Source organism: Mucilaginibacter sp. UYCu711 (genome assembly GCF_050433825.1).
Classification (GTDB): Bacteria; Bacteroidota; Bacteroidia; order Sphingobacteriales; family Sphingobacteriaceae; genus Mucilaginibacter.
In genome coordinates this window covers 312,224-338,544 of record NZ_JBNPWM010000003.1, presented here as the reverse complement: position 1 = coordinate 338,544, position 26,321 = coordinate 312,224, and the positions used below count along the sequence as shown (strand labels likewise).

Sequence of the window (26,321 nt, the reverse complement as noted above, 5' to 3'; positions counted from 1 at the left end):
TACTGGTAAAGGCTATTGTACGGTGTACTTATAAACCTGTCTGCCTAATTCGCCGGCAGCGTTTATACCTTCTACAATTACTTTATAGCTTCCGGGGCCATCAGCATTAAAGAAAGTAAAGGTTGATTTACCTTCAGCATCTGTCTTTACACGTGGGTCCCAGTAAACTGTGGTACGCAAATCAGGTAACTGGTTTTGAGATGGCTGGTCATATTTAGGCGAATAGAACTCGCGCACCTTATTAAACCCTTTAGGGGATATATTGGCTATAGCCGGGTTGTACTGCTTGCGCGAGGTGCCAACTTTCATCATGATCAATAAATAACCGTTACCATCACCGCCTAACGTGTTAATTAAAGCCAGGTTTGTTCTTACCACAACAATTTTTGCCACGTCCTCGGGCTGTATGCCGCCGTCTAATAGCTCAGACATCTGGTCGGGGTCATCAATCTTGCGCCCATCAAGTATAAGGCCTAAAGCTCCTCTTGAACTTACCAGCTTGGTATAACCCAGGTTGGTTTCAACCCTAACACCAGGTATGCGCGCTTGCAGGCACATAGCAAGTGTGATACAGTTTGCTGCATCATCCCCAAACTTCAACACCTGGTCGGCAGATGCCTCAGGCACCCTAAACATACCCTGTGGGTTAATGTTGGCATCTTCTTTAATCCTGCGGGCTTTGATCCTTACTTCTTTTAGTCTTTGTACTTTATCTAACTGGCCGGTTTTCTCGTAGATATCGTCCAGTTTCCTGCCATTTTCAATATAAGCTTTTAAGGTACCGGTGATGTTGGTACTTATATCTCCCATATTAGGGTTTTTGTTCATGCGCAATTTCGGCAGGGTGTCTATCAATATTTTAACCTTGTCGCTACCTTTGGCAGATCGGCCCTGAACGGCAAACCTAACGCTATCAGTTAAAAATATGCCATCAAATTTAAATTTGCCTTCAGCATCGGCAGTTGTTTGTTTGGCAATCCGTGATCTTAACGATACCAGGTCGACAGTAGCGTTTGGCGATACCTTACCACCCAGGTTCATTACCTGCCCGGATACGCCAAAGCCTAAACCTTCGGCTGCAAAAACCGGTTTTGGAATTGCGCCTGCGGCTATCTCTTTCCACGCAAACCTGCGATAACCCTGCGTAAGCATCAGGTTATCCAGCGCTTTGTCTGCATCTTCGGTTTGGTTAGCAAAGTAGTAGTTAGGTTTTTCTATATATCCTTTCAAGTCAGAAGTTAACAGGATATTAGAGAATATAGAGCTTTCTGCATTTTCATCAACCGGTACTTTACTCTCATCAATTACAGCTACCGAGAAAGTGCCCGCAACGCTTTTGCCTTTGCTGTCTTTAGCATCAAGATTTATGGCCACCTGCTCTTTGCCTTTATACATGGTTTTTGCCGTTTTGACATTTAGCTGCATGTGGTCATTGTTCCTGATAAAAGCAATGCGCTCATTTAATGGCTCGCCTGTATTGCTAAACAAGGTAAACTGTGCTATACCGCTTGGAAATAGTTTTTTCTCCAGCCATATAGAAGTTGTTGCTTTTGCAATTTTTACCGGTGATGCAAAAATGGTTTCGCCGCTTACCTGGGCAATAAAGCCAACATTCGGTGCTGCCGCAACTTGTTTTGCTGAAGCGCCAATCCTTACCAGGATACTATCTTTATTAGGCTGATAAACGCTTAGGACATAGCCATCGTCAACTACTTTTGGTAAGGCTACAGTTTTTGTTGTGCCGTTAGCCAGGGTTATTTTTGCAGTGTAGGTTTTTCCTGCTTCAGATCTTAGCAAGAAGCTGCCCATGCCAGCATGTAAGGTTGTTAGCTGTGCGACATCGTTATTTGCCTCATCCACTATCTTGCCCGTTATGGAGGTGCCTAAGCCATCAACCCCAACGGCTTTAAATGCAACGCGCGACGGTAAGCCAGCAACAAGGTTTCCGCTTTCTGGAAAGAACTGTACATCGTTTGGCGTCAAGCCGGCCTTTATAGGGAAGTCACGTTGTACGTCGTTTATAATTGTTCTGATATAAGAGCCGCTTAAGTTAACGCGCTTATCATTCTCTATACTAATGCGTAGGCTGCCCAACGCATCGGTTTTAGCCGACCGGGTTTGAACAACTTTCTTGTCTATGACTATCTGGTATTTTACATCCTTGTCGGCCAGGGCTTTACCATCATCATTGGTGTAATTGAGTACGGCAGTTAAAACAGGTTTATTGCCAACTTCATTATATTGATAGTCTGCCTTGGTAACTACATTTTCGCTGGTTGGGCTGCCCACCGTAAAAGTCTTGTCGAAAAAGTAATCCTCGCCTGCGTTGCGCATCCATTGGGTGTAAGCCCTTATGCGGTAACTGCCTTCTTTAAAGTCATCGCCTAAAGCAAATTCGCCTACCACCATGCCTGTTGTAATAGGAAGTTTAAGTGAACGGATAACAGAATCCTGTTCGGTAATAAAGTCTACATACAAAGCTCCGCTTAATGCAGATAGCTGATGCCGGCTGCCAATGGTTACATAACCCTTAAACCAAATGGTGTCGCCAAGGGCGTAATAGGGTTTGTCCATGTGCAGGTAAACTTTTTCCTGCGGGTTAGTGTCGGCCCACTTTTGTAAGGCGCCAACTAATTTTTCAATAGGGTCGTCTGCTTTTGGCACAAATGCAAAAAGTAACATGATCGAACATAACAGTCCGATAGATAGCGATAATTTGTTTGATTTCATTATAATGTAGGTATTAGGTTTTTCAAGGCGATTTAAAGATGGTAGGCTCTCAAAATCATCAATAGGTATTTATGTTGTAAAAAAACATAAATTTATTGGTAGATAAAAAATTTATTTAGCAATAATATTAAACGCACATAATTGTTACTTATTCTCGTAAGGAATATTAATATTCTAATAAAGAATATTTAACGCACATAATTGTTTACTTTTTTAATTTTATAGAACTGGATAGGGTAATTTAAAAGCAGCTGATTAACATGCTTAGTCGGCCCAATAAAATTACATTATATGTTAAAACTATAGAATCAATAGAGATTTATAATTGCCATAGCTAAAATAGATGCAAAATATCACCTAAAAGCACGAATAAAAGAGGCCTTTAGGCCGCATATTCCCTTCATAAATTCTTATTTTTACACAGGAAAACCAATTTTTAGGTACTTTTTCACCAATTATCAATATTATTTTAAAATTTATTTGGAACATATTAAATTTTTATTTGTATCATTGTCAAAGTGAATATCTGGCGACAGTAACACCAACGTATTTACGACCAATTATAATACGACCAATTATATTTTTATTGCCCTAACAAAACCAATTTATTAACTATTATAAACCATACTATGATCAAAATTTTACAAAAACCCTTTGGAGTGAATCCTCCCGGCACTTACTATCATTTTCTGAATAATAATAATCGACTGACTGGAGTTAGTACAGATTTTCGTTCAGGTAAATTTTAATAGTTCAATACGCTAAAGAGATTTTATCTACATTTTAATTGAATACAAAGTAATTGATAGCTTATACAGCTTGAATATTATTGAGTCGCGATTAAAATATCCCAACACAACAAACAATTAATAAATAGTTTTTTAATCAGTTAATACTTAATTATCTGTTATGCGCATTATTGCAATTATAACTTTCCTTGGTGTGCTATGTACAACAACGTACTCCTTTGGTAATACAGCTACTTATGGTCGTATCTCTAACCGCAGCTCTTTTGCGAGCTTCCAAACAAAAGATACCACGCGTAAATCTGCTGTAGATTCGACAGCTATAGATACTGTAGCTGTAGGTGTTGTGGCTGCCAAGGCAACTATTTCGAAAAGACTTCAGTCTAAAACGAATAGTATGGATCCTGTGAAGCTATCAACGTTCCCAGCCATTTCCCTTCAACAATATTTAAAGGGCGAAGCTGCTGGTTTGTACGTACAAGAGCCATCCGGTGAACCCGGAACGGTTCAAAACATGTTTATACATGGAACCTCACAGCCGTTGGTATCTCCACGTGAGTTGTACGCAACTCAGCCATTGATTGTATTAGACGGCATCCCGTTGGTACAGGAACACCCTTATGCATTTGATATTCAACAATATCAATATGACAGAATTGGCCCTGCAACCAATACGCTTGCTACAATCCAAATGGCTAACATCAAATCAATAGAAGTATTGAAAGGTCTGGATGGCACCGCTATTTATGGCCCTAAAGGTGCAAACGGTGTTATTTTAATAACAACCAAACCGGCCGGCACACGAAGAAGAATTACTTTTGATACTTACGGCGGTATTGCAACCCCGAGCCCGGTTACCACAATTAACGGTAAGTTTGAAAATGATTTTAGAAGGCAGTTTTATAACAAATACACTGCTAACGGAAGCTTTACCGGGGATGACAACTATCCGTTGTTTTTGTCTGACTCATTAAGTAACGATTATTATGGTGCGTCGAACTGGACGGACCGCTACTATGGTAATTCGGCTGTTTACAGCGTAAACGCCAGCATAACAGGTGGTACAGAACTTGCAAACTTCCGCTTCTCATTAGGTGATACCAAGAGCGGTGGTATTGCGGATAACACTAACATGGATCGTTATGATACACGTTTTGTAATTAACATGAAACCGTTAAACTGGCTTTCGTTTAGTGCAATGGTTAATGCTAACCGTATTTTACGTGATCGTAACAAAAATCTTCGCGACAGGTTTGCACAGATCAATTACTTACCTGATCTAAGTACGCCATTAACACCTAACAAGGCTAAGTATGAGGCTTACCTGTCTCAGTTTAATGCTGCGTTTGATAACAATAAAACCAACTCTGTTAACGGATATGCTAAATTTGGCGTAGACCTGGGTAAATTTAAATTCATCACAACTTTAGCGACGGATTATAATGAAGGTTATCGCGATATTTTCTATCCAAGAACGTTATTGCAAACCACAAACTATGCATCTAACTACTTTGGTTATAACCAGCGTTCTACCATACAAAACGTTGCAACTTATAGCTATGATATCAATCCCGACAATAAATTCGACTTTACTTTAGGAAACGAATTTCAATGGGACTTTTTCAGGTATACTTATGGTTATGCTTATAAAGGAAGTAACGACTTTATAAAATTAAACTTGTTAAAATCTGATCCTACAAAGCCAGAGTACTTGCTTCCTGATGGTGTATATAAACCACAATTGGTATACAAGTTCTTAGATAAAACAAGAAACAATCAAACATCTTTTTACGGAAAGGTAGATTATTCTTACAAAGCGAAGTTTAATTTATCAGTTGTGTTAAGAGCAGATGCATCTTCAAATCAACAACCAACTAACCGTTGGTTCTATTCGCCAGTAGTTACTGCGGGCTGGGATTTGAAAAGAGACCTTCTGCCAACTGCAAGCAGTATATCTGAATTAAAAATTCAGGGTAGCATAGGCAGAATGGGTAGATATGAAAACTTTGACAATTATGCCCAAGGCCCTCAGTATACCGCGTTTATCGGTTATACAGGTAACTTAATTACTCCGGGATATGACGGTTTAGCTACTTTAACGCGTCCTTATAATGCCGGTTATGTTCCGTACAACTTAAAATGGGCTTATACAGACCAAGCCAGCCTTGGTTTAGACGGATCATTCTTAAACAATCGCTTGTATTTAAGCTTGCAAGGTTACTACAAACATGATAAAAACATGTTATTGGGTGTGCCCTCGGCAGCAGAGTATGGATACACTTCTATTATCCAAAACGGAATGGCCGTACGTAATACAGGTATAGATGCAACCATCAGTGGTGTTATAATGCCATCTGCTAACAAAGTATCCTGGACATCAACATTAAATGTTAACTTAAATCGCAATACATTAACTGCATTGCCAGGCGGCTTAACTCAAATAGTTATTACAAATAGTGTTGCCGGTGCAGATAGAATGCTTAAAGTAGGTGAAGCTGTTGATAGCTATTGGTTGTTAACCAACCAGGGTATTTATAATACAGATGCTGAAGTACCTGTTGTAGCAGGTAAGAAAATGACTTATAATGGTATTACTTTAAAAACAGGTGACCCTAAGTGGAAAGATGTAAATGGTGACAATGCGATCACTAATGCAGACAGATCTTTACAGGGACATGCCTTACCAGTAGTATCAGGTGGTTGGAGAAATACTTTTGGTTACCAAAACTGGTCGTTAAGTATGAATTTCTATTATAATATCGGCCGCCAGTTATTAAACCAGGAAATGGCTAACAGATTTGATTTTTACAACCGCGAGGGCTTGAATGATATTAACTCTGTAAAAGAGATTACTTTCTGGGAAAAACGTGGAGATTATTCAAAATATCCAATTTATAACCCTTCAAGCTCTGTAGCTCCTTATCAAATCAATCAAGATCTGTTTTTAGAAAATGCTTCGTTTGTAAAACTTCGTAACCTGGAGGTAGGATATGATTTAACAAGCGTATTCAAAAAGAAAACGATTAGTGTACAGAAGTTCTATATATATGGAAGCGTAAGCAATGTATTTACATTAACAAAGTATACGGGTCAGGATCCGGAGTTGGTGAACTATACTGGTTATGATACCGGGTATGGACAGCAAATCCCAAGAACATATATATTAGGAATTAAAGTAGATTTTTAATTCACAGCGTAGACAAAATATTGAATACCGTTTAAAATAGATGAAATGAAAAAAATAATTTTGCTAAGTCTGATTTTTCTTGCTCTTGTAACTGATAGTTGTAAGAAATCATTAGATGTTGCTTCATCACGTGTTGTAAGTGAGACAAACTTTTGGAACACTTTAGAAGATGCCCGTGCAGGCATAATGGGTGTATACGGTTTAACAAGAGCAGCGCTTGCCGATAACAATGGCCATTGGATATATGGTGACGTTCGTATGGGTAATTTCGAAAGCCCTATCCGCCAGGATTTAAAGGCTATTATCAGGAATGACCTGAATGCATCGTATCCTGTGGTTAACCAGTTATCTAACTGGAGAAGGTTTTATGCAATTGTTAATGCTGCTAATACTTTTTTAGAGCGTATTAAAGAGGTTAAGGCTAAAGATGCCCGGTACACAGGAAATAACATGCAGGTTGATATCGCGCAGGTTAGATTCTTGAGAGCCTATGCCTATTTTTATATGGTAAGAATTTGGGGCGATGTGCCTTTGATCTTATCATCACGCGATGGTAGTTTTGAAAACAAAGGAAGAACAGATCAAAATGCTGTATTATCATACGTGCAGCAAGAAATGGAAGCAACCGCGCTTGACTTGCCATACTATTACAGTAATAGTGACTTGCAACAGCCGGGCCTTTATTACAACCAGCCAAGTACAAGATGGTCTGGCCAATTAGTAACCAAACTTGCGGCTTATGCCATATTAGGCCAGGTTGCGGCATGGCAGGGTAAATATGTAGATGTTATCAGGTATACTAAAATTGTATTGACTGATTTCGCCAAAGGTGGCATTGGTTATACCACCAGTACTACCACGCTAACTGCACCTAATGGGTTGTTTTATAAATCGGCTAATAGCTCAAATTATAATCAAATATTTGCGTTGAGCTCTATATTTGATAACCAGGATGGTGCATTTGCAGGAAATATAGAATCATTAACCCTTGCTGCTCCAGCTGTGAACAAAAGCGTTCCTGATATCTATGTTCCAAAAGATTCTATATTATCGATATTTAAAGAAACATACGATGCACGTTTCAATATCGATACCTTAGGTGTAACACACTCTGATGCCTACTCAGGCACCGTACGCGGCTACTTTACTAATTTCCTGGGCAGATATCCAATTTTTGCCAAAATAAAAGTTATTCAAGGTGGTGATGCATCTGATGGAACATTCAGATTGTTTTCAAGCTCAATACTTTTAACCCGTTTAGAGGAAGTTACGTTATTAAGAGCCGAAGCTTATGCAGTATTAGGTGAAACCCAACTTGCAATAAATGATTTGAACGCTGTTAGAATAAACAGGTACAATGTTGACCAGGTAGGTTTGCAAAATCAAGCAGGTGATTACACTCCTTATAGCGCGGCAAAACATGGACCGATTATAGAAGCAATCTTTAAAGAACGTCAAAAAGAGTTTATGGGCGAGGGATATCATTGGTATGATAGGATTAGATATGAAAAAATCAAACAGAATAACCCTGTTTTTATGGCACTGATTAACTCTGGCGGTATTTACTGGCCTATATCAAGGGATATTTTAGCACAAAATCCGTTGTTAACACAAAATTCATATTGGAAGTAATAAAATAAAGAGCATAGAGAAAATGAAAAGATCAATTTTATTCGGAAAATATATTGTAGCAATGGCTTTTGTTGCTGTAATATTTCAAACAGGATGTAAACGGGAGGCAGGCTATTATAGCAGCTCTCCAGTTGTAAATACAACTAACTTAAATACCTACCAGTATTTGAAAAGCAAACCAGGTGTTTATGACTCGTTATTGTTGTTAGTTGATAAGATGGGAATTGCAAAGACATTAACAGATAGTACCGTTACGTTATTTGCTCCATCAAACTCAAGTTTTCAAATAGCAATTAAAAACTTGAACGCAGTGCGTGCAGGTTTAGGACAGCAGCCTATATATTTGACACAACTTGCTGCCGGCGAAAGCGGGGTAACAGACCCTAAGCTTAAACCTAAAGCTAAACGTGATAGTACAAACTTAGATACTTTGGTGTCAAAGTATATTATAAGAAAAATCTATGTGTCAAGCGACTTCACCATTGGCGACGGACAATTTATTAATAGTGTTCGTGGCGGTTATCCGATGCATGCTCAACGTGTGTATGCAGATGCTGAAGGATTTCAAAATGGTGGTTCAGACATTATAGAATTTGCCAATACTCAAAGAAGTTTGTTTGTTGCCAAATGGTCTAAAACAACAACTACCTCGGTAAACATCAAAACTAGCAAGGGCATGGTGCACTTATTAAGACCAGACCACAGGTTTGGCTTTGATGACTTTGTGGCAAGAATGACGTTGGTGCCACCTCCAAGGAATGTGTTTGATTATAAAAACGATAAATTTACTGTTTCATGGCCGGCTGCTTCTGGTTACTTTGATGGCCAGGTATCTTCAGGCGAGACTTTGAAAAAAGTTTTGGATGGCTCTGTGTTAACTAAATTCATCAGTAACTTCAACCAGGGATCGGCATATTATCCTACGTTATCATGGTTCCCACGTGATGCTGCCGGTAATTACGTAGGCAGAGTAGCTAACAGCTATACCATGACTACCGCGAATGACTCTAAATTGTATAAAGATCGTGACCCAAGGGACTTCAAAGTAGAAGGTACCACAGGTGCAACACTTGCTGATCCTAACGCTACCGATCCCACAGCAGGGGGTGCAATTTGGGTTCTTTTAGATGTACGTCAGGATCAGGACTGGACTACAAATTACCAGCAAAAGATATTCGATTTTGTGAATACAGTACCTTACAGAGGCTATAGAATAACCATTACACGTAATGGTACTGGTAGCTCACTTGGTACCCTGTTCCAGATTTCTGAGTGGACAATGAACTACAGAGAACAATTATAATTAAAAGAGAAATGTTTAAAGTAAACAACGTTATGCAAAAAACAATAAAATATAAAGCTTTTGTATTGCTAGTAGCGGCGGTTGCCTTTTCGGGATGCAAGAAACTATATAACTTGCCCGATGAGAAAAACTATCTGAGTACTCAAGCCGACTATACTACAAAGGACTTTCAGCCCATACTTGGAAGAACGCAGTTATTAAGTGGGGGCAATATTTTTAGCTCTGGTAACTCCAGTTTCCCGATGACATTTGAGATAAAAAATCCAAGATTCGGTGATGGTAAAGATGCAAGCGATATGCTTGCTGTAAAACCAACCTTAGTTTGGACCCAAGAATACACCGGTAAAGAAACCAGCTTGGCTCAAATTGAAGCTAAAAGGCATATAGAAAATCACCCGATTTTAGAAACCAGAGGAAGTGGTGATCTTGTTTGGTATGATAGTGGTGCAAGTATTGCTAAAGGCGGTACTATTAAACCTCAGGATTCAGTTGTATATCCACAGGATAAAAGGTACTTTGATGTAAAAATTTCAAATAGCGGCGGTTCAAGGTTTATCAGAAACTTAACTATTGCACCTAAAATTGAAGTGCCATATTTTCCGGCTCAGGATATTAACCAAATTAATGGTAAGCCAAATACAACTACCCCGGGTGGTAAGGTATTAGTGCGTATGACCCCATCAACAGTATATGGTATTAGAAATGCGGCTACTAACCAATATATGGACGGTGGTACCGACCCTAACAAAGGTGTAGTTTATGTGTACATACGGAAATTTACTGACGCCACGGGTAACGCGGCAGCTATCGGACACAGGCTAAGATTTAAATTTTTAGATAAGGACTCGGTTGCTATTAACCCGGGTAAATTTAATGCTACTAAATGGATAGATCAGGTTCATGGCTTTACGGCAGATGGCAGTCAGCCAGGTTATGTGCAAACTGCTACATATGTTGAGTATAACGTAGCTTATCCGATACCTCTTGTAAGAATACCTACTAAATTTACATCAGGTGGTGTTACAAATACTGGCGGTGGCGATAACGCGCACGTAGAGTTTAGCTTTACCCGAACTGGTTTTGGTAACATACGAGAAACAGGGATACTTGCTCAGGATTTCAGAATTTATGAGAAAGGCGATTGGGAGATCGTATTCCACTTCAAGACAGCTAACCCTAAGTTTGATAACGACTAAAAACCCTAATGACTAAAACTAATATACAATGAGAAAACAAATTATTTGGCCGTTAATGTTTTTTTGCTGCCTTCTTATGTGCCAGAATTTAATGGCACAAGTTAAAAAGGTAACCGTTAAGGGTATCATTTTAGATGCAGCAACAAAAGAGCCAATGACTGGAGCCACCATTGGCACAGCCGGCAAGGGTTTGACACAAGCTGACATAGATGGTAAATACAGCGTAGTTGTTGATGATGGGGCAACACTGGTATTTACAAATGTGGGTTATGCTACGCAAACAATTAAATTAAAACCGGGTCAGGTTGTACAAAACGTTAACCTGATAACGGATGACCGGAAACTGAATGACGTGGTAATTCGTGGTTATGTTAAACGTAACCGTGATGAAACAACCGGATCTTCTTATATCGTTACCGGTAAAGAAGTACAAGATAACCCGGTTGGTAACGTTGAACAATTACTACAAGGTAAAGTAGCTGGTTTGAATATCCAGAACAATACAGGTGCACCGGGTATGCGCGGAACGGTTAACATTCGTGGTTTATCTACTATTGCTACAACTGGTAGTGGTGATAACACTTACTTACAACCAACATCTCCGTTATATGTAATTGATGGTGTTCCTTTGGATGCCGATAAAGCTTCAGACTTTGGTTTTGATCAACAAGGTCCGGGTGTAAGCCCATTATCTTTGATCCCGCAGGAAGATATAGCAAGTATGGAGATCTTGAAGGATGCAACAGCAACAGCGTTGTACGGTTCAAGAGGTGCATATGGTGTAATTTTGATCCAAACCGTAAGGGGTAAATCAAAAATACCAAAAATCACTTATACAGCTAACTTCTTCATATCTGCTGTTCCAAAACTTCGCGAAACTTTAGGTGGTGTTAGTGAAAGAAACTTCAAATTAGGTCAAATTAACACCTATGGAATATTTTTAGACAGATACCTGGCCTCTAATACACCGTTCTTGTCAGATAGTTTGAATGCTTTTTATAACAATTCAACAAATTGGCAAGGCATTTATTACACTGACAAATTTAATACAACACATAACATTGCTTTAGATGGTGGTGATGCTAAATTTAACTATAAGGTTAACTTAAAGTACTACTCTCAATCAGGTCTGGTAGCAAACACCGGATACGAGAACTATAGTATGAACATGAACATGGAGTTTAAACCTTCATCAAAATTAAGTTTCTTTGGACAGATAAGAACAGCTTTAGGTAAAATTAAATCTGGTAGCGGTACAGGTGTGTTACAAAACATAGTGAACCAAAGTGGTAACAGATCTACTTTACAACCTGGCCCTTCATTCCTATTAGCTACAAGCGACGTATTATCAACCCTAAATATTAGGGAAAGCTCTGGTCCTAAGACTATCAGTGCCAACATGAGCGCTACTTATGAGTTACTGCCAGGATTAGCTGTGGCAACCAATGGAAACTACGATTATGAGATTAGTACTCAAGACAAATTTTTGCCAGCTGCCGCTAATGATCAGTATGCCAAAATAGACAATTTTTATGGATACACTTCTACATTATATAACAGAAATAGCGTAAACTACACAAGAGCTGTTGGTCAGCATAACTTCTTTATAAACGTATTCAGTGAGATTTACATTAAAAAGAAGCAAGAAAGCTTTACCAGGATTTTGGGCAGTCCAAATGATCAGTATGAAGGCCCCAGTGGTTATGACGGAAACTTATCAAGAGGAGCTGGTGTATTAAATACTTTTTATGATTTAAGAACTGCTGCGTTTGCCGCCGCGTTTACTTATGACTTTAAAAAGAAATACATCCTGGATATTACCTACCGTGTTGATGGTTCATCAGCAAATGGCCAGCAAGATCCTTATACTAAAAATCCGTCAATAGGTTTTAAATGGAATATTCACAAAGAGCCTTGGATTGAAAACAATGCTAAGTGGATTGACATGTTTGATATAAGGTTAACCGCTGGGCAAAACATATATCCGGTAGGTACTTTAACAGACATCTATGGTAAATATAACCCTAACGGCTTTTATAACAACAATGCGCGTGTAGGTATTGATTACGATAAAATCCCGAATCCATTTTTGAAATCAAAAAACGTTATTCAATATAACGCTGGTTTAGATGCATCATTATTTGGCGGTAAATTAGATGTTACGTTTGATACTTATTACAGAGGTGTCAGTAATGACCTGTTTGAAAACCAATTATCAAATACTTTAGCATTTAATAAATATACAAGTAACGATGCTTCAATTGTTAATTACGGGTATGAGCTATCTTTAACTATCCGTCCATTAAGAAAAAGCAGCAAGGTTACCTGGTCAATTAACCTGAATGGTGCATTAAACTATGATATATTGACAAAACTACCTGCTCAATATAACGGACAATACATAGATATCCAAAATGCAACAGGATCATCTGCTGCACTTGATGCAAGTGGCCAGTATTTAGCAAAAAGAGTTGGAAGAAATGCATTATCTAACTACTTATACAATAACCAGGGCGTTTATTCTACTACAGCCAGTGTGCCGGTAGATCCGATTACAGGTATCAGAATTAGAAATTATAATACGCAGCTATTTTCAACCACCAATAACGTACTTTTATCTTACCAGGGTGGTGACGCCATGATTCAGGATTTAAATGGTGATTATATAATTGATGTTAGAGACAGACAAGTAACCGGCAATACTCAACCCTTAATAACCGGTGGTTTTAGTAACACTGTAGGATACAAATCATTCTCATTAAACATATACTCTTCTTACACTGCGGTGCGTTCTGTATTAAATAATTCATTAGCTCAAAGATTAACAGGGCTAAGCAACCCTTTTGGTACGAATTCCGTACCTACTGCAGGAGACTTGCGTATATGGCGTGGCCCGGGTGATGCAACTGCGAAATATGCTAACGTGTATAATTATGCACATGAGATATATCTAAAGAATTTTAGAAGAGAACAAACTTTATGGCAAGAGGATGGTAGCTACTTTAAAATTAACCAGGTTACTTTATCCTATAACCTAAATAAAGATTTAGTTAAGCGCCTAGGCCTTAGCAATATTAGAACGTACATATCAGCAAGTAACGTGGCGATGTTTACACCTTATTCAGGACCAAACGTGGAAAACGTAAATGCCCTGGGCAAGGATATAGATGGAGCTTATCCTAACCCGCGTACTTACACTTTAGGATTTACAGTTCAATTTTAATTCAAAATACGATATGAAAAAAATTACAATTTGCTTATTGTTTGTGATGATCGCATCGCAATTTAGCTGTAAGAAATTCCTTAGTATTACACCTATTGATAAGCTAACCGGTAACAATTATTACCAGTCTGCAAGTGATATAGAAAGTAATGTTACGGATCTGTATGGTCAATTATTTGACAAATACGTTCAAACCAATACCGCTGGCGGTACGGGCGAGTTTCGCTCGGGCGAAGTGATCCCTGCAGCAAGCGGTCGGGGTACCAGGATTGTAAGGCCCGATGTAGCCTTAGTTGGCGGCCATAACAAAAGGATAAATGACTCTGGTATTTCAGGTGGTTTTCAGCCTATAGTTGGTAGCTCTGTTGTTAATGACCGCTTATTACTTAGTGCTGTAGCCGATCGAGATCCACTTACGGGTATTACCAACCCTATGTTATTTGTTAACCTTACCAGGTGGGCCGAGTATTATAAAGTTATACAATCAGCAAATATCCTGGTTAGTAAATTACAGGAAGGTATTCCGGCATTATCTGGTGAGCAAACCAAAAGATATATGGCGGAAGCTAAATTTATCAGAAACTATAGCTATTTTTTCCTGGTAAGGTTATATGGCGATGTCGTTTATTACACAACCCCTTTCCAAAAAGATCCATTGCCAAGAATGGATATGGTTTCGGTGGTTAAGAATTGTATTGCCGATTTAAAAACATCAAAAAATGATTTACCTTTTGCAATAACCGACCCTTCCCTAAGAGGTGTTAGGGCGTCAAGAGGATCAATTATTGGTTTATTGATGAATATGGATATGTGGAATGCGGGATTTGATCCGACAAATAAAACAGCTTATTACCAGGATACCGAAAGCCTTGGTGCTGAAATAATGGGTAGCCAGGCTTATCGCTTGCTTCCATTAAGCGATTGGGCAACAGTAGCGAAAGGCCGTTCTGAAGAAAGCTTGTTTGAATTGTTTAGTACAGTTAACTATAACGCATCTTCAAACCCGTTGGCTCAGCCATTTAAATTAGCACAATTTGGGGAATCATTTATTCACTTCCCTTACAGGCTTCCTGAGTATGACAATCGTACAAGCCCATGCGTATTTACAGCAGAGTATATGAAGAAACTATACCCTGATTTGCAGGATAACAGGTTAACAGTTTGGTTTGATGATCCATTCAACCAAGACACTGAGACGTTCCAAATGAAAAAATTTGCTGGTAACACATTCCTTGATTCAACAAATCCACTTGATAACTCAATCCCGGATGCATCTTTCCTTATTATGAGATATTCGGACGCTATTTTATTAAGGGCCGAAGCGGATGCTGAACTTAATTTACCTGATAAAGCTATTGAAAATTTGAATATAGTAAGGCAAAGAGCAAGCGCAACAGCATATCCTGTAGGATCACCTGCTGATGCTGCGCTAAAAGATGCAATTTTTTGGGAGCGCGCAAAAGAGTTGATGGGTGAGGGTAGTCATTATTTTGACTTGGTACGTACTAAAAGAATAACAAGCAAGCTCTATACTGATAACCCACTTACAGCAGACAAGTTTGCCAGAGGCGGTTGGACATGGCCAATTGATGCATCTGCTTTAAATAATAACCCGTATATGACGTTAAATGGATATTGGAGAGGTTCAGGCATTGAATAATTTAATTAAGCACATGAGAAATTATATTAAAAAATACATTACACCAGTAGTTTGCGCGGCAATACTAATGATAACGGTGTCTTCCTGTTCAAAGGATAATTATTATAAAGATGGAGGGCTTGCAAAAGCACAATTTAATGGCACCGTGCTGCAATACCTTCAATCTAACCCTAAGTTTGATACTATTACACAGATAGTAAAGCTGGCTGGGATGGAAGATATCTTTACGAAAGAAAATATCACATTCTTCGCACCTACTGATGAGGTTATTAGAAGAACTATAGGTATCGTTAATGGTAAAATACCAGAAATGCAAGGGGGCTTAAACCAACAATTGTATGATCTTAAAAAAGATACCATTAGAAAACTCTCTGATATCTCTCCAAGCATCTGGAGAAAATATTTAATGAGGTATGTGTTAAAAGAGAAATTCCTTCTAAAAGATTTCCCACAACTGGATTTTGATTTGAGGCCGTTGTATCCAGGCGGATATTACTTCGGGTATAATGGTGATTTAAGCAATATAGGCGTAGTTTATTTTACTGCTAATACTGTTAGGTACGCAGGCTATCGCCAGCTATGTATTTCTTCTATAGTTGATACTTCAAACCCAAGCTATTATTATTCTTTGTCTGCAGCTGTTGCATCGTCCGATATTCAACCTACAAATGGAGTGGTTCATGTTTTGGCTGTCTACCCGATTGCATCCTATAACAGGAGTGGATTTTCTGTTGGCGAATTGCGAACAAGTGAGATGATGGAATCAAATTTTGGGATGTCGTTTGAATTTTTTTCTGAGGTTATTTTAAACAGATAAAATCAGACAAATGCAGAAATTGAAGATAAAGTTTTTTGAATTTAATATAAACGTTATGAAACTTAAATATACTGGCTTACTAATTGTGTTTATCGGTTTGCTTCTTGGCAGCTGTAAAAAAGCTCAAACGGTGTTTGATAACCCGTATTCAGGCGGCAAAGCTAATTTAAACATTGTTGCTAATGCACAGCAAATACCGGTGCCGGCCTCTGGTACGGCAGGTACCCCGGTTACCATTGCTGCTACTGGGTTATTACCTTATTATAAAGCAGGTAAATTAACCTTTTTATTTAATGGCCAACTTGCAGAAATTACTGCGGTTACAGAAACAGGCCTTACTGTTAAAGTACCTGGTAAGGCAAGTACAGGTGTAACAACTTTTGTGGTTGATGGACAGGTTGTTTTTGGGCCGCTCTTTACTGTAATAGGGAAAGTAAACCTTGACCCTACATTTGTTGCCGTAGCAGGAACTAACGGGCCTGTGTACAAAGCATACCCTATCCCATTAAGTACACAGATGCTAATAGTAGGTAGTTTCGGTAACTACGACAATAAAGGGCAGGTTAAAAGGCTTGGCAATATTGTAAGGGTTAATCCCGATGGTAGCTGGGATCGCTCGTTCGCCTCTGGTGCGGGAGCAAACAGTGGTATATATAATGTAGTACAGATAGGCTCGTATTTTTTCCCAATTGGTGATTTTACCGGTTATGCACAACAAAATGGTACTATTAGCAAAATTACAAGGCTATTTACTTCGGGTCAGATTGATACCACGCAGGTAACTACCTATTTGCTTAAAACCAGGTTTGTACCAACGTTTAACGGTGGTGTAGCCGGTGGTGGTATAACAAACATTTTGCCGGTAGGTACTGACAAAATGATAGTAACGGGTAATTTTACACACTATGTGTCCCGCCGTTATGATCAGAACAGCTATGATAGCAAAGACAGTACTATAATAGATAGTATCACCATGCCTCAATTAGCGCGTTTAAACATCGATGGCAGCCTTGATAAAACCTGGAGATTTAACCCTACGGCTCCTGGTTATAGGCCAAGTATCCCTGGCGCAGGTTTACCGGGTGCTAATGGCTATATAGCTACGGTTGGGCATCCTGACGGAAAAATACTGGTTTATGGCCAATTCACGAAATTTGACAACGTTGCAACTCCTTCTATTTTAAGGTTAAACGCTGACGGAACTATTGATAATACATTTAATGTTGGTTCGGGCCCCGATTTTGGCATTCAAAATATAAACTATGATCCAATATCAAACAAGTATATAGTTGTTGGATTGTTTAACAATTGGAACGGCAAGCCTTATAAATATATGATACAGTTAAACTATGATGGTTCAGTAGATGCCGGTTTTACGCCTAAGACATTTGAAGGCGGTTTCCCGTTCTATGCTAAGATATTAACGGATGGTACTGTACTGGTAAATGGAAGTTTTAAATCTTACGACGGTATAATACGGAATGGGTTATTCTTTATTGATAAAACAGGAGCACTAAAAGACGGATTTAATACAACCGGTAATGTAAACGGACCAATTCTGGATGTTTTTGAAACCAAATCAGAAGATAACAAACGCGCTATATTAATTATGGGTAGTTTTAGCTTATTTGATGGTAAACCAAGGTATAATATTGTTAGGGCAACATTAGAATAATAATATTTTTAAATAATAATATTATTAACTTTGCGTTAAAAATAAGTCTTACAAAAGACTATGCTTCAATAGCATAACCAATTTAAACGAACTAAATTAAAATATATATATAATATGAAAAATTTTAAAGCCAAATTGCTTGGTGTATCACTTTTTGTATTGACTTTAACTGCATGTAATCATGATTTTGATAAAGTTGTACCTGTATCACCTCCACCTACTGCAAATCAGGTGTTTAAAGCCCCAAAGGTGTTGTATATCATAGCCGATGGAGCAAGAGGTGTAAATGTGAGGGATGCGGACGTTCCAAATCTTAAATCACTTACTCCAAACGCTATTTATTCATGGAACTCATTAGCAGATGCTACTGTATCAACAGATGCTACTAACTGGGCCGACATGATTACAGGTGTGAAAAAAGAAAAACACAATGTATTAACCGAAGATTTTGCAGGTAATAACCTGGCAACTTATCCTACAATATTTCAAAGGATAAAAGCCACCAGGCCAACCATACGTATTGCAGCGTTTTCTGCGTCGGCTGCATTTAAAGCTAATTTAACCGGTGGTACTGATGTTTCAGAAACTTTTGCTACTGATGCTGCACTTAAAGACAGGATGGTAAGCTTTCTTGCAACTGATACTGCATCATTAGTAATTGGTGAGTTTGCCGCTATTGAGGCTGCAGGGAAATCAGATGTTAATAATGGATTTGATCCTCAATTGAATGCTGCTTACAAAACAGCAATAACTACATTTGATAGCCAGCTTGGTGCAATATTAACAGCATTAAAAGCGAGAGCTACATATGCTAAAGAAAACTGGCTGATTATTGTAGCTTCTAATAAAGGTGGTACATATGCTGTTAAAGCTGTAGAGGATGATAAAACTGTATTAAGTAATCCTAACGCAAATACTTTTACAATTATTTCTAACCCATCTTTCAATCAAACATTTATACCTAAACCTTTTGTAGGTAACACGTATGTCGGAACTTCTATCAGATTCTTAGGTGATACGGAAAAAGGTACTGGCCAGGTATTAGGTTTAGATCCTCAGACAAAAGTGAACCTGTCATCTTACTTTAACTTTGGTGATACATCAGGTTTTACAATTTCTGTTAAGATTAAAAAACATAAAAACCCTGCTAACCCTTCAAGAGGTGACTATTATTACCAATGGCCTGGTTTTTTAGGCAAACAGAGTCAAACAGGCTCTACTACACCTCAAGTTAATTGGGGTAGTAATGGCGGAGGCAATGGTTGGAATCTTTGCTTATGGCAAAATAAATGGAGATTTATGGGTATGGGCGGAACGGCAACTACTCAAGCTAGTAATAATGGGCAAGAAGCTCAGGGAATGGAATTTACAGGCGATACCTGGCATGATCTTACTGCTGTAGTAGAAAGAAAAGCAGATGGTACAACAGCGGTTAGAGTTTACACTGACGGTGTATTGGGTGTTACTAACCAAAATGGCGGTTCAACTGCAAATCCTTCGGCTACTGCGTTTGTGTTTGGTGGCAAACCTAATTTTGATAGCCCCTCTGTATTAAGAATAGGTTACGTTCCTGGCGAGATTGACGGTTCAGGCGGCAGTACTTTTGGAAAAATTGATGTTGAGTTAAAAGAGCTTAAAATATTTAAAGTTGCAATACCTGATGGTATAGTTAAGCAATATGCCTGCGACCAGACAATTGATTCAAGCCATCCATTCTTTAACTACCTGGTTGGTTACTGGCCAATGGGTGAAGGTAGCGGTACCGTATTAAGAGATAAAGGACCATTAGCAGCTGATTTTACGTTGGCACAGGCACAAACTAATGGGTACAGATGGACTCCATTTACAGACCTTATCTGCTCGCCAGTTGCAAGTGACCTTAGTTTAAAGGTTCCAAAAAACTCCGATCTTCCTACCCAAATTTTGAGCTGGTTTAATATTTCCCGCCAATCTTCATGGGCATTGGATGGTAAAGTTTGGATCACTAATTAAAAATATTAGAGACGCCTTGGAAATAGGCGCTCGCCACAAATAAAATTGTTAAATAATAATTTTAAAAGACATAAAATGAAAAAAATATTTAGTCACCTTAAAGTGAGCCTCTTAGCTGGTATAGCTATCTTGGCGGTATCTTGCCAGCGCGAAAAGCTTGGTGAGGTAGTCACTACGCAAACTTACACTAACGTAAGTGCGTCTGTAGACAACAAATTAGAAATAGGTACCGGAAGTACTTATACGCTTACCGGAGCAGATTTAACCATACCTGCTACCATTACTTTCTCTCAAGCTACAAGCAGAGCATTTACAATTAACTTGTCTACAAATGTAGATACAGTAGCAAAATTAATAACTGCAGGCACATTGCCGGCCGCCACTACTGTTGCATTCCCGTCAGGAGCTGCAACAAGTATTAATCAGGTTGTTGTACCGGCTGGTGTTAAAACTGTTAGTTTTAATATAATTGTTAATCGCTCTGCAATGGAGCTTAGCTATGGTAAAAACATGGCTGCCGTTTTTAAAATATCTGGTGCAACTAAAGATAATACTATAGCTGCTGGTAAAGGTGCTTTAATATTGGTAGTTAAAACAGGTGAAGTATTAGAGGCAAACTCAATTCACCAAATAGCGTTTGCATCACCAACCAAGGTTATTAATGTTACAGCAGATCCTTCAAATTATTACATAAATTCTACGTTTATTCAAGTTAACATTCCCATTGCTTTGCAAGGTACATCAGGTGCAACGTTTACAGTTAATGCTGCTCTATCTCCTGACACTGTAACCAAATACATTAATTCTGGTTTGTTATCTACGTCGGTAGCTTATAATAGCGTTAATGTTGGTATAATCAATCCTGTTGTAACATTTGCTGCGGGTGCCAGTACAGCCACCCTGAGTTTCCAAACTAAAATGAATACATTATTGGCACAACAACCCGCAGGAGGTGCACCATCAGTTAAATATCCTACTGTAGCGCTTACTATTACCAGCCCAAGCAAATACTCAATTGTTGGTTCTAAAAATACAGTGATAGTTGTTATGGATCCTAACTTCTTCAGGCCATTCCTGGGCAAGCCATACCTTATTAAAGGTACTGTGGGTGCTGCTTCTGATATGTTAATATGTGCTAACTATGATTTTGGCGGCGAAGGCGTTGCATATCATGATAATAACTCAAAAGATGGTGATGGCAGCTGGAGAGCTCCAGACTTTGTTGATGTTGTACCTGATTATACACCAAGAAGCGTTGTTGGCTGGACAGGTAACGGCGAATGGTTAACCTGGAGTGTTTTTGTTGAGCAATCAGGTAATTATCAAGTGGATACCTGGATGGGAGCTTCAAATACCAACGGAAGATGGCAGATATTTATAGATAATGTTTCGATATCTGGTAATAACCAAATGGGAATAAATGCTGCAACTGGTACTAATAACAACAATCAGAAGCCGTTTACTTACAGTAATGATGCGACCAAGTTTTATACTGCCGGAACCGTTATACCTGTACCTTTAACTGCTGGTTATCACATAGTTAAACTTTTTGAGAATAATGCATCTTACGATATGAGAGGTATAGTCTTTACAAGACTACCATAGTTAAATAAAATAAACTAACATTAAAAACAAACACAATGAACAGATCATTAAAATCAATAGCTTTGCTTTTTTGCCTGGGAGCTATGATATCATCCTGCTCTCGTAAAGTTGAAGCTGTGGTTCCGGATGCACAGCCTATATTTCCACTAGCCGACTTTACAGTGAAACCAGATGCTTTAGATGGTTTTACCTTTAAGTTTACAAATGCATCTACTAAGTTTACAAAACTGGAGATGCGATTTGGAGACGATAGTTTATCAACCAGTGCGGATGTTTCGCACACGTATGTAAACACAGGCGATCCGGCTAAGCAGTTCAAGTACACTATCGACTTGAAAGCTATTTCATCAACAGGTGATATTTCCCATAAATACCTGGATATCCCGATCTATCCGGATAGTATAATACAGCTTAGCACCGCCAGGATCGCTACTACCTCAAAAACGGGTACTGTTAAATTCACGGCTAAAGTAAAAGCAGCAAACGTAAAAAGTTACTTATGGACATTTACAGATAACAGAAGTACCAGCCCGGTTATTTTTACCCGTACGGAAGCGAGCCCTGAAGTTGAACTTTTCATAGGATCATTTAACCAGTTTACTGTAAAAATTGTTACTGATAAAGGTTCTACTGCCTCACTTACCAGAAGTGTTACTGTAGATGGTATAGCAACTGATATTACAGCATCTTATATCAATAATTCACCGCTGTATCCGGCAGCAATTACAACAGTTGAAAACACGGCCCAAGGTGTTAACGAAGGTGCATCTAAATTGGTAGATGGTAACTTAACAACTAAATTTGGGTACTATTCGGCTTTCCCACAACCATTGATCGTTACGCTGCAATTCCCGGCTCCGGTAGTTGTAAAATCATATGGCATAATGAATGGTAATGACTCTCAAAGTTCCCGTGACCCAAAACAATGGGCTATTGAAGGATCAAACAGTAAAGATGGCCCCTGGATAGAGTTAGATAATATCACTCTAACAAAAGGTTTTTATGATATGGGTACTGATCTTGGTTTAAGTGGAAACGGACCTTCAGGTATCGACATCCGTTACAGAAAATGGTGGTATTACCCTTTAAAAACAACTGGAGCATATACATTTTACAGGTGGAGAGTTATCAGCACATTCGCAAGTGCGTTCCAAATAACAGAGCTTGCATTCTTTAAATAAGACAGCTTAAATATTCAATCTATATAAAACCCGGTTACATTGTAGCCGGGTTTTATGTTTTATGTTATATTGATAATAGACTTATATTTATCGATTTAATGTCACTTAGTATGCACCGCTTAATCATGAAAAATGAAATACCTCGCTTCTATTCTGTTTGTATGTTTTTTTCTGAATGCAAACGCTCAGAAAGAAGAAACGCTACAACACCCCAACGATTTAACTACGCTCAACTACACAGTAGAAGAAGCGCCTGAGTGGACTGCATTACTAAAAAGAAGTTCGGGTTGGTTTGGCGGCGATGGCATTTTTACAATCCCGCTTAACGGCAAAGAACATGCACAGGCATCGCCCACTGATAAAATACTTTTTTTGTTTAGCGATAGTATGATAGGCGAAATAAAAGACAACTCATTAATGCCCGGTTACAAAATGACCCATAATTCGGTTGCTATATTAAACGGAAATAGCCCGGATAAGAATAAAATAATATTTTACTGGGGAAAAGATAAAAAAGGCGAACCCGAGACGCTATTTATCCCTAAAACCCCTAAAACCGGGCCGGATGATTATTACTGGCTGGGTGATGGCTTTGTAAACACTGAACTGGATAATAGCATTTATATTTTTGGATACCGAATTAAAAACGTGAGCGATGCCGCTTTTGGATTTAAAGAAGTAGGGAACACGTTAATTAAAATACCGGTTAACAGCAAACCTACCTACACTAACCAACAACAAAGAGATACCCCATTTTATATAGCTGATAATGAAGGTAATTCCGGATCATTTGGAGCAGGGATTTATGTCAATACTAAGTCTGCGGGTGCGCCTGCTCCTGATGGTTATATTTATGTATACGGCGTAATAGGTAAATGGAAGGAACTGTTAGTAGCCAGAGTATTGCCTAAATATTTTGAAGATTATGATAAATGGACCTATTGGAATGGGCGCAATTGGACAAATGATATAAAAAAGGCTACCAGGGTGGCTGATTGGGTTTCAAACGAATTAAGTGTATCGCCATTGCCAGATGGCCGCTATGCTTTGATATTCCAAATTGGCACCATTACTAAAGATGTTGGCTTGCGTATTGGCAAAACGCCTTATGGGCTCTTTGGCCCCGCCATTAAAATATGGGATTGTAGCAAAGACCTAACTAAGAAAACCTATACTGTATACAATGCCAAGGCGCATCCAAGTCTGTCAAAACCCGGCGAGTTATTAATTTCCTATAACATTAACTCAATGGAGTTTTTTAAGGATCTGCCCGGAGACCCTAACTTGTACAGGCCCCGGTTTATCAGACTTAAATTTAACTAAACAAAATTGTTACAAGTAACATTATTGTGCTGCGCCCAATGCAATACTAATACTTTTTAGCTTTGTAGTGCTAATAAGTTTTATATCCTAACCTATAAAACGACACTGTTGGTGGCAATCCTTTAACTATTGGGGGCTAATCATCAAAAACAAAATCACAATGCGGTTGTACTATGTACAGCTGCTAATTAAACAAATCGGTATTATCAATTTGTTCTCCCCTAACGTACCAGGTATTAATTTTTGGAACTGAGAAGTTCATCAACGAAATACTTTTTACCAATACAAATTTCTGAGTACGCGCAATTTGTATTTTTTATATCTGCTGCAACATTACTGCCTTATGAAAACACGTTATTTGCTTTATGCCATATTAGTTTTACTGTTTATTAACGGCTGTAAAAAAAATAATATAGGGAAGCCTTCCACAAATAGTACAACAGGCAATAATGATGGTAAACCTACCCAAACATTGCCAACAGCGCCGGCACAATTACTTGGTTTTAAAATAAACGGGGCCAGTTGCGCTTTCGATTCGACCACTAATGCTTATTATTACCCGGTACCTGTAAGTGTTTCCTTGTCTGGTTATGTAGTTAGTTTTGATACTACGGCGGCAAAAGCCATTTTAATTGATAATACCAGGCTAAAAGCAGGTGCTATTGCTAATTATACACTAACAACCAACCAGGAAGTTGAAATTAAAGCCTTAAATAGCCTTAATGCAGCAACTACTTATAAATTAATTATTACCGGTTTGCCTATTGTTACGTTAAAGGCCGGTGCTGCAATTGGTGATAATCAGATAAGTGGAGCATTTAACCTGGTTAATCCCGATTACCAGGCCCAAGGCAGTAAATTAGAGATGTCATCAAATATTATGATAAATATAAGGGGGGCCACTTCCCGTTATTACCCTAAGAGTTCGTACGCGGTTCATTTGGTGGATGCAAGTGGTGCCGATACTGATGCCCCCCTGATGGGCTTACGTAACGATAATAGTTGGATACTTGATGCTATGTATATTGACCAGGCCAGGATGAGAAACCGGCTAACTACAGATATCTGGAATAGTTTTAATAATGTACCTTATATAGCCAGCGAACCAACGGCCCATAACGGAACCCGGGGATATATGACCGAAGTGTTTTTAAATAATAAATACGCAGGGATATATTGCCTTACCGAAAAACTTGACCGTAAACAGCTACAGGTTAAAAAGCAATATGGCGATATATACAAAGCAAACGATTGGACAAATCAAACCGATTTTTATAGCGTGGCACCTTTTGACAATACGCTGGATACATGGGGTGGTTGGGAACTGGAGTATCCGGACCTTGGCGATACCCCCGCCCCTGATTGGTCATACTTATATAACATTGTTAATTTTATTTCAACATCAACCGATGAAGAGTTTAGCAGCCAAATAAAAAATAAAGTAGACATTAATAATATGGTGGATTACTTCATCTTTATGAACATAACCGAAGCTTTTGATAATCAAAATAAAAACACATTTTTTAGCTTCTATGATTATCGTACAGCCGGTGCCTTTTTCTATTCGGCATGGGATTTGGATGGTTCGATGGGCAGAAATGCCGGGGGATATTATAAAGCGAATGATGTACTTGGAGCAGGAAACAACGAGCTGTTGCAACGCCTGATCAAATTAAACCCTGAAAACTTTAAAGGTCTGTTAAAATCCCGATGGAACAGCCTCAAGAGTAATCAACTGAGTAAAACTACAATAAGCGCCCGTATTGAGGCTTATAGAAAGATGCTGGTAAATACCAATGCATTTGCGCGCGAGCGGTACAGATGGGCCAACATAACTCAGGACCTTGATCCCGAAGCAGCTTACATGACTGGCTGGTATACAGATCAATACAATATGATAGACGCCTACATAAACGGCTTGTAAAAACAAACTGCTATATTTCTCTTTGGGTGATGATACAACGACTCACGGGAGATATTTTGGAGACAGTATTCTTCATAGTATTGGATTTTGCTGTATAACTGGCTGATTTACAGCTATAAAAAATATT

The 26,321-nt window shown here is 38.6% G+C and carries 14 protein-coding genes; 13 read left to right on the top strand and 1 reads right to left on the bottom strand.

All coding sequences use genetic code 11. The annotated features are described in order from the left end of the window. Window positions 1-12: 12 nt before the first annotated feature. The gene (locus tag ABIB50_RS08690) at window positions 13-2,730 is read right to left on the bottom strand and encodes a carboxypeptidase-like regulatory domain-containing protein (RefSeq protein ID WP_429378972.1); all 2,718 of its coding nucleotides are present in this window, start codon (window positions 2,728-2,730) and stop codon (window positions 13-15) included. Window positions 2,731-3,639: 909 nt separating this feature from the next. Here ABIB50_RS08690 and ABIB50_RS08685 point away from each other — a divergent pair. From ABIB50_RS08685 to ABIB50_RS08625, 13 genes are all read left to right on the top strand, one after another. Next, window positions 3,640-6,663, top strand: a complete 3,024-nt coding sequence (locus tag ABIB50_RS08685) for a SusC/RagA family TonB-linked outer membrane protein (RefSeq protein ID WP_429378970.1) — start codon at window positions 3,640-3,642, stop codon at window positions 6,661-6,663. Between the two features lie 45 nt (window positions 6,664-6,708). Then, entirely contained in the window at window positions 6,709-8,295 is a 1,587-nt protein-coding gene (locus tag ABIB50_RS08680) for a RagB/SusD family nutrient uptake outer membrane protein (protein WP_429378968.1), read from the top strand. Between the two features lie 22 nt (window positions 8,296-8,317). Beyond that, a complete protein-coding gene (locus tag ABIB50_RS08675) occupies window positions 8,318-9,598 on the top strand; it encodes a hypothetical protein (RefSeq protein WP_429378966.1) in 1,281 nt (426 codons plus the stop codon). Between the two features lie 32 nt (window positions 9,599-9,630). Further along, on the top strand, window positions 9,631-10,794 hold the full coding sequence (locus tag ABIB50_RS08670) for a DUF5007 domain-containing protein (RefSeq protein WP_429378964.1): 1,164 nt from the start codon (window positions 9,631-9,633) through the stop codon (window positions 10,792-10,794). 91 nt (window positions 10,795-10,885) lie between these two features. Next, window positions 10,886-14,017 (top strand): SusC/RagA family TonB-linked outer membrane protein, encoded by a 3,132-nt coding sequence (locus ABIB50_RS08665; protein WP_429378962.1) that lies wholly within the window; start codon window positions 10,886-10,888, stop codon window positions 14,015-14,017. Between the two features lie 13 nt (window positions 14,018-14,030). Further along, entirely contained in the window at window positions 14,031-15,677 is a 1,647-nt protein-coding gene (locus ABIB50_RS08660; protein ID WP_429378960.1) for a RagB/SusD family nutrient uptake outer membrane protein, read from the top strand. Next, window positions 15,646-16,494: a fasciclin domain-containing protein gene (locus ABIB50_RS08655; RefSeq protein WP_429378959.1), complete on the top strand. Its 849-nt coding sequence runs from the start codon at window positions 15,646-15,648 to the stop codon at window positions 16,492-16,494. The genes ABIB50_RS08660 and ABIB50_RS08655 overlap by 32 nt, the downstream gene beginning before the upstream one ends. 55 nt (window positions 16,495-16,549) lie before the next feature. Continuing rightward, window positions 16,550-18,169 (top strand): DUF5008 domain-containing protein, encoded by a 1,620-nt coding sequence (locus ABIB50_RS08650; protein WP_429378958.1) that lies wholly within the window; start codon window positions 16,550-16,552, stop codon window positions 18,167-18,169. A 114-nt stretch (window positions 18,170-18,283) separates the two neighbouring features. After that, the gene (locus ABIB50_RS08645; RefSeq protein WP_429378956.1) at window positions 18,284-20,161 is read left to right on the top strand and encodes a DUF4983 domain-containing protein; all 1,878 of its coding nucleotides are present in this window, start codon (window positions 18,284-18,286) and stop codon (window positions 20,159-20,161) included. Window positions 20,162-20,236: 75 nt separating this feature from the next. Beyond that, window positions 20,237-21,766, top strand: a complete 1,530-nt coding sequence (locus ABIB50_RS08640) for a hypothetical protein (protein WP_429378954.1) — start codon at window positions 20,237-20,239, stop codon at window positions 21,764-21,766. A gap of 35 nt (window positions 21,767-21,801) precedes the next feature. Then, window positions 21,802-22,947: a hypothetical protein gene (locus ABIB50_RS08635; RefSeq protein WP_429378952.1), complete on the top strand. Its 1,146-nt coding sequence runs from the start codon at window positions 21,802-21,804 to the stop codon at window positions 22,945-22,947. 132 nt (window positions 22,948-23,079) lie between these two features. Beyond that, window positions 23,080-24,270, top strand: coding sequence for a DUF4185 domain-containing protein (locus ABIB50_RS08630; RefSeq protein ID WP_429378950.1), 1,191 nt, complete (start codon window positions 23,080-23,082; stop codon window positions 24,268-24,270). A 343-nt stretch (window positions 24,271-24,613) separates the two neighbouring features. Continuing rightward, window positions 24,614-26,194, top strand: a complete 1,581-nt coding sequence (locus tag ABIB50_RS08625) for a CotH kinase family protein (protein ID WP_429378948.1) — start codon at window positions 24,614-24,616, stop codon at window positions 26,192-26,194. Window positions 26,195-26,321: the final 127 nt, after the last annotated feature.

Bases quoted from the DNA above. Each gene is read 5' to 3' on its own strand.
- ABIB50_RS08690 (WP_429378972.1), bottom strand. From the start codon at position 2,730: ATGAAATCAAACAAATTATCGCTATCTATCGGACTGTTATGTTCGATC.
- ABIB50_RS08685 (WP_429378970.1), top strand. From the start codon at position 3,640: ATGCGCATTATTGCAATTATAACTTTCCTTGGTGTGCTATGTACAACA.
- ABIB50_RS08680 (WP_429378968.1), top strand. From the start codon at position 6,709: ATGAAAAAAATAATTTTGCTAAGTCTGATTTTTCTTGCTCTTGTAACT.
- ABIB50_RS08675 (WP_429378966.1), top strand. From the start codon at position 8,318: ATGAAAAGATCAATTTTATTCGGAAAATATATTGTAGCAATGGCTTTT.
- ABIB50_RS08670 (WP_429378964.1), top strand. From the start codon at position 9,631: ATGCAAAAAACAATAAAATATAAAGCTTTTGTATTGCTAGTAGCGGCG.
- ABIB50_RS08665 (WP_429378962.1), top strand. From the start codon at position 10,886: ATGGCACAAGTTAAAAAGGTAACCGTTAAGGGTATCATTTTAGATGCA.
- ABIB50_RS08660 (WP_429378960.1), top strand. From the start codon at position 14,031: ATGAAAAAAATTACAATTTGCTTATTGTTTGTGATGATCGCATCGCAA.
- ABIB50_RS08655 (WP_429378959.1), top strand. From the start codon at position 15,646: ATGGATATTGGAGAGGTTCAGGCATTGAATAATTTAATTAAGCACATG.
- ABIB50_RS08650 (WP_429378958.1), top strand. From the start codon at position 16,550: ATGAAACTTAAATATACTGGCTTACTAATTGTGTTTATCGGTTTGCTT.
- ABIB50_RS08645 (WP_429378956.1), top strand. From the start codon at position 18,284: ATGAAAAATTTTAAAGCCAAATTGCTTGGTGTATCACTTTTTGTATTG.
- ABIB50_RS08640 (WP_429378954.1), top strand. From the start codon at position 20,237: ATGAAAAAAATATTTAGTCACCTTAAAGTGAGCCTCTTAGCTGGTATA.
- ABIB50_RS08635 (WP_429378952.1), top strand. From the start codon at position 21,802: ATGAACAGATCATTAAAATCAATAGCTTTGCTTTTTTGCCTGGGAGCT.
- ABIB50_RS08630 (WP_429378950.1), top strand. From the start codon at position 23,080: ATGAAATACCTCGCTTCTATTCTGTTTGTATGTTTTTTTCTGAATGCA.
- ABIB50_RS08625 (WP_429378948.1), top strand. From the start codon at position 24,614: ATGAAAACACGTTATTTGCTTTATGCCATATTAGTTTTACTGTTTATT.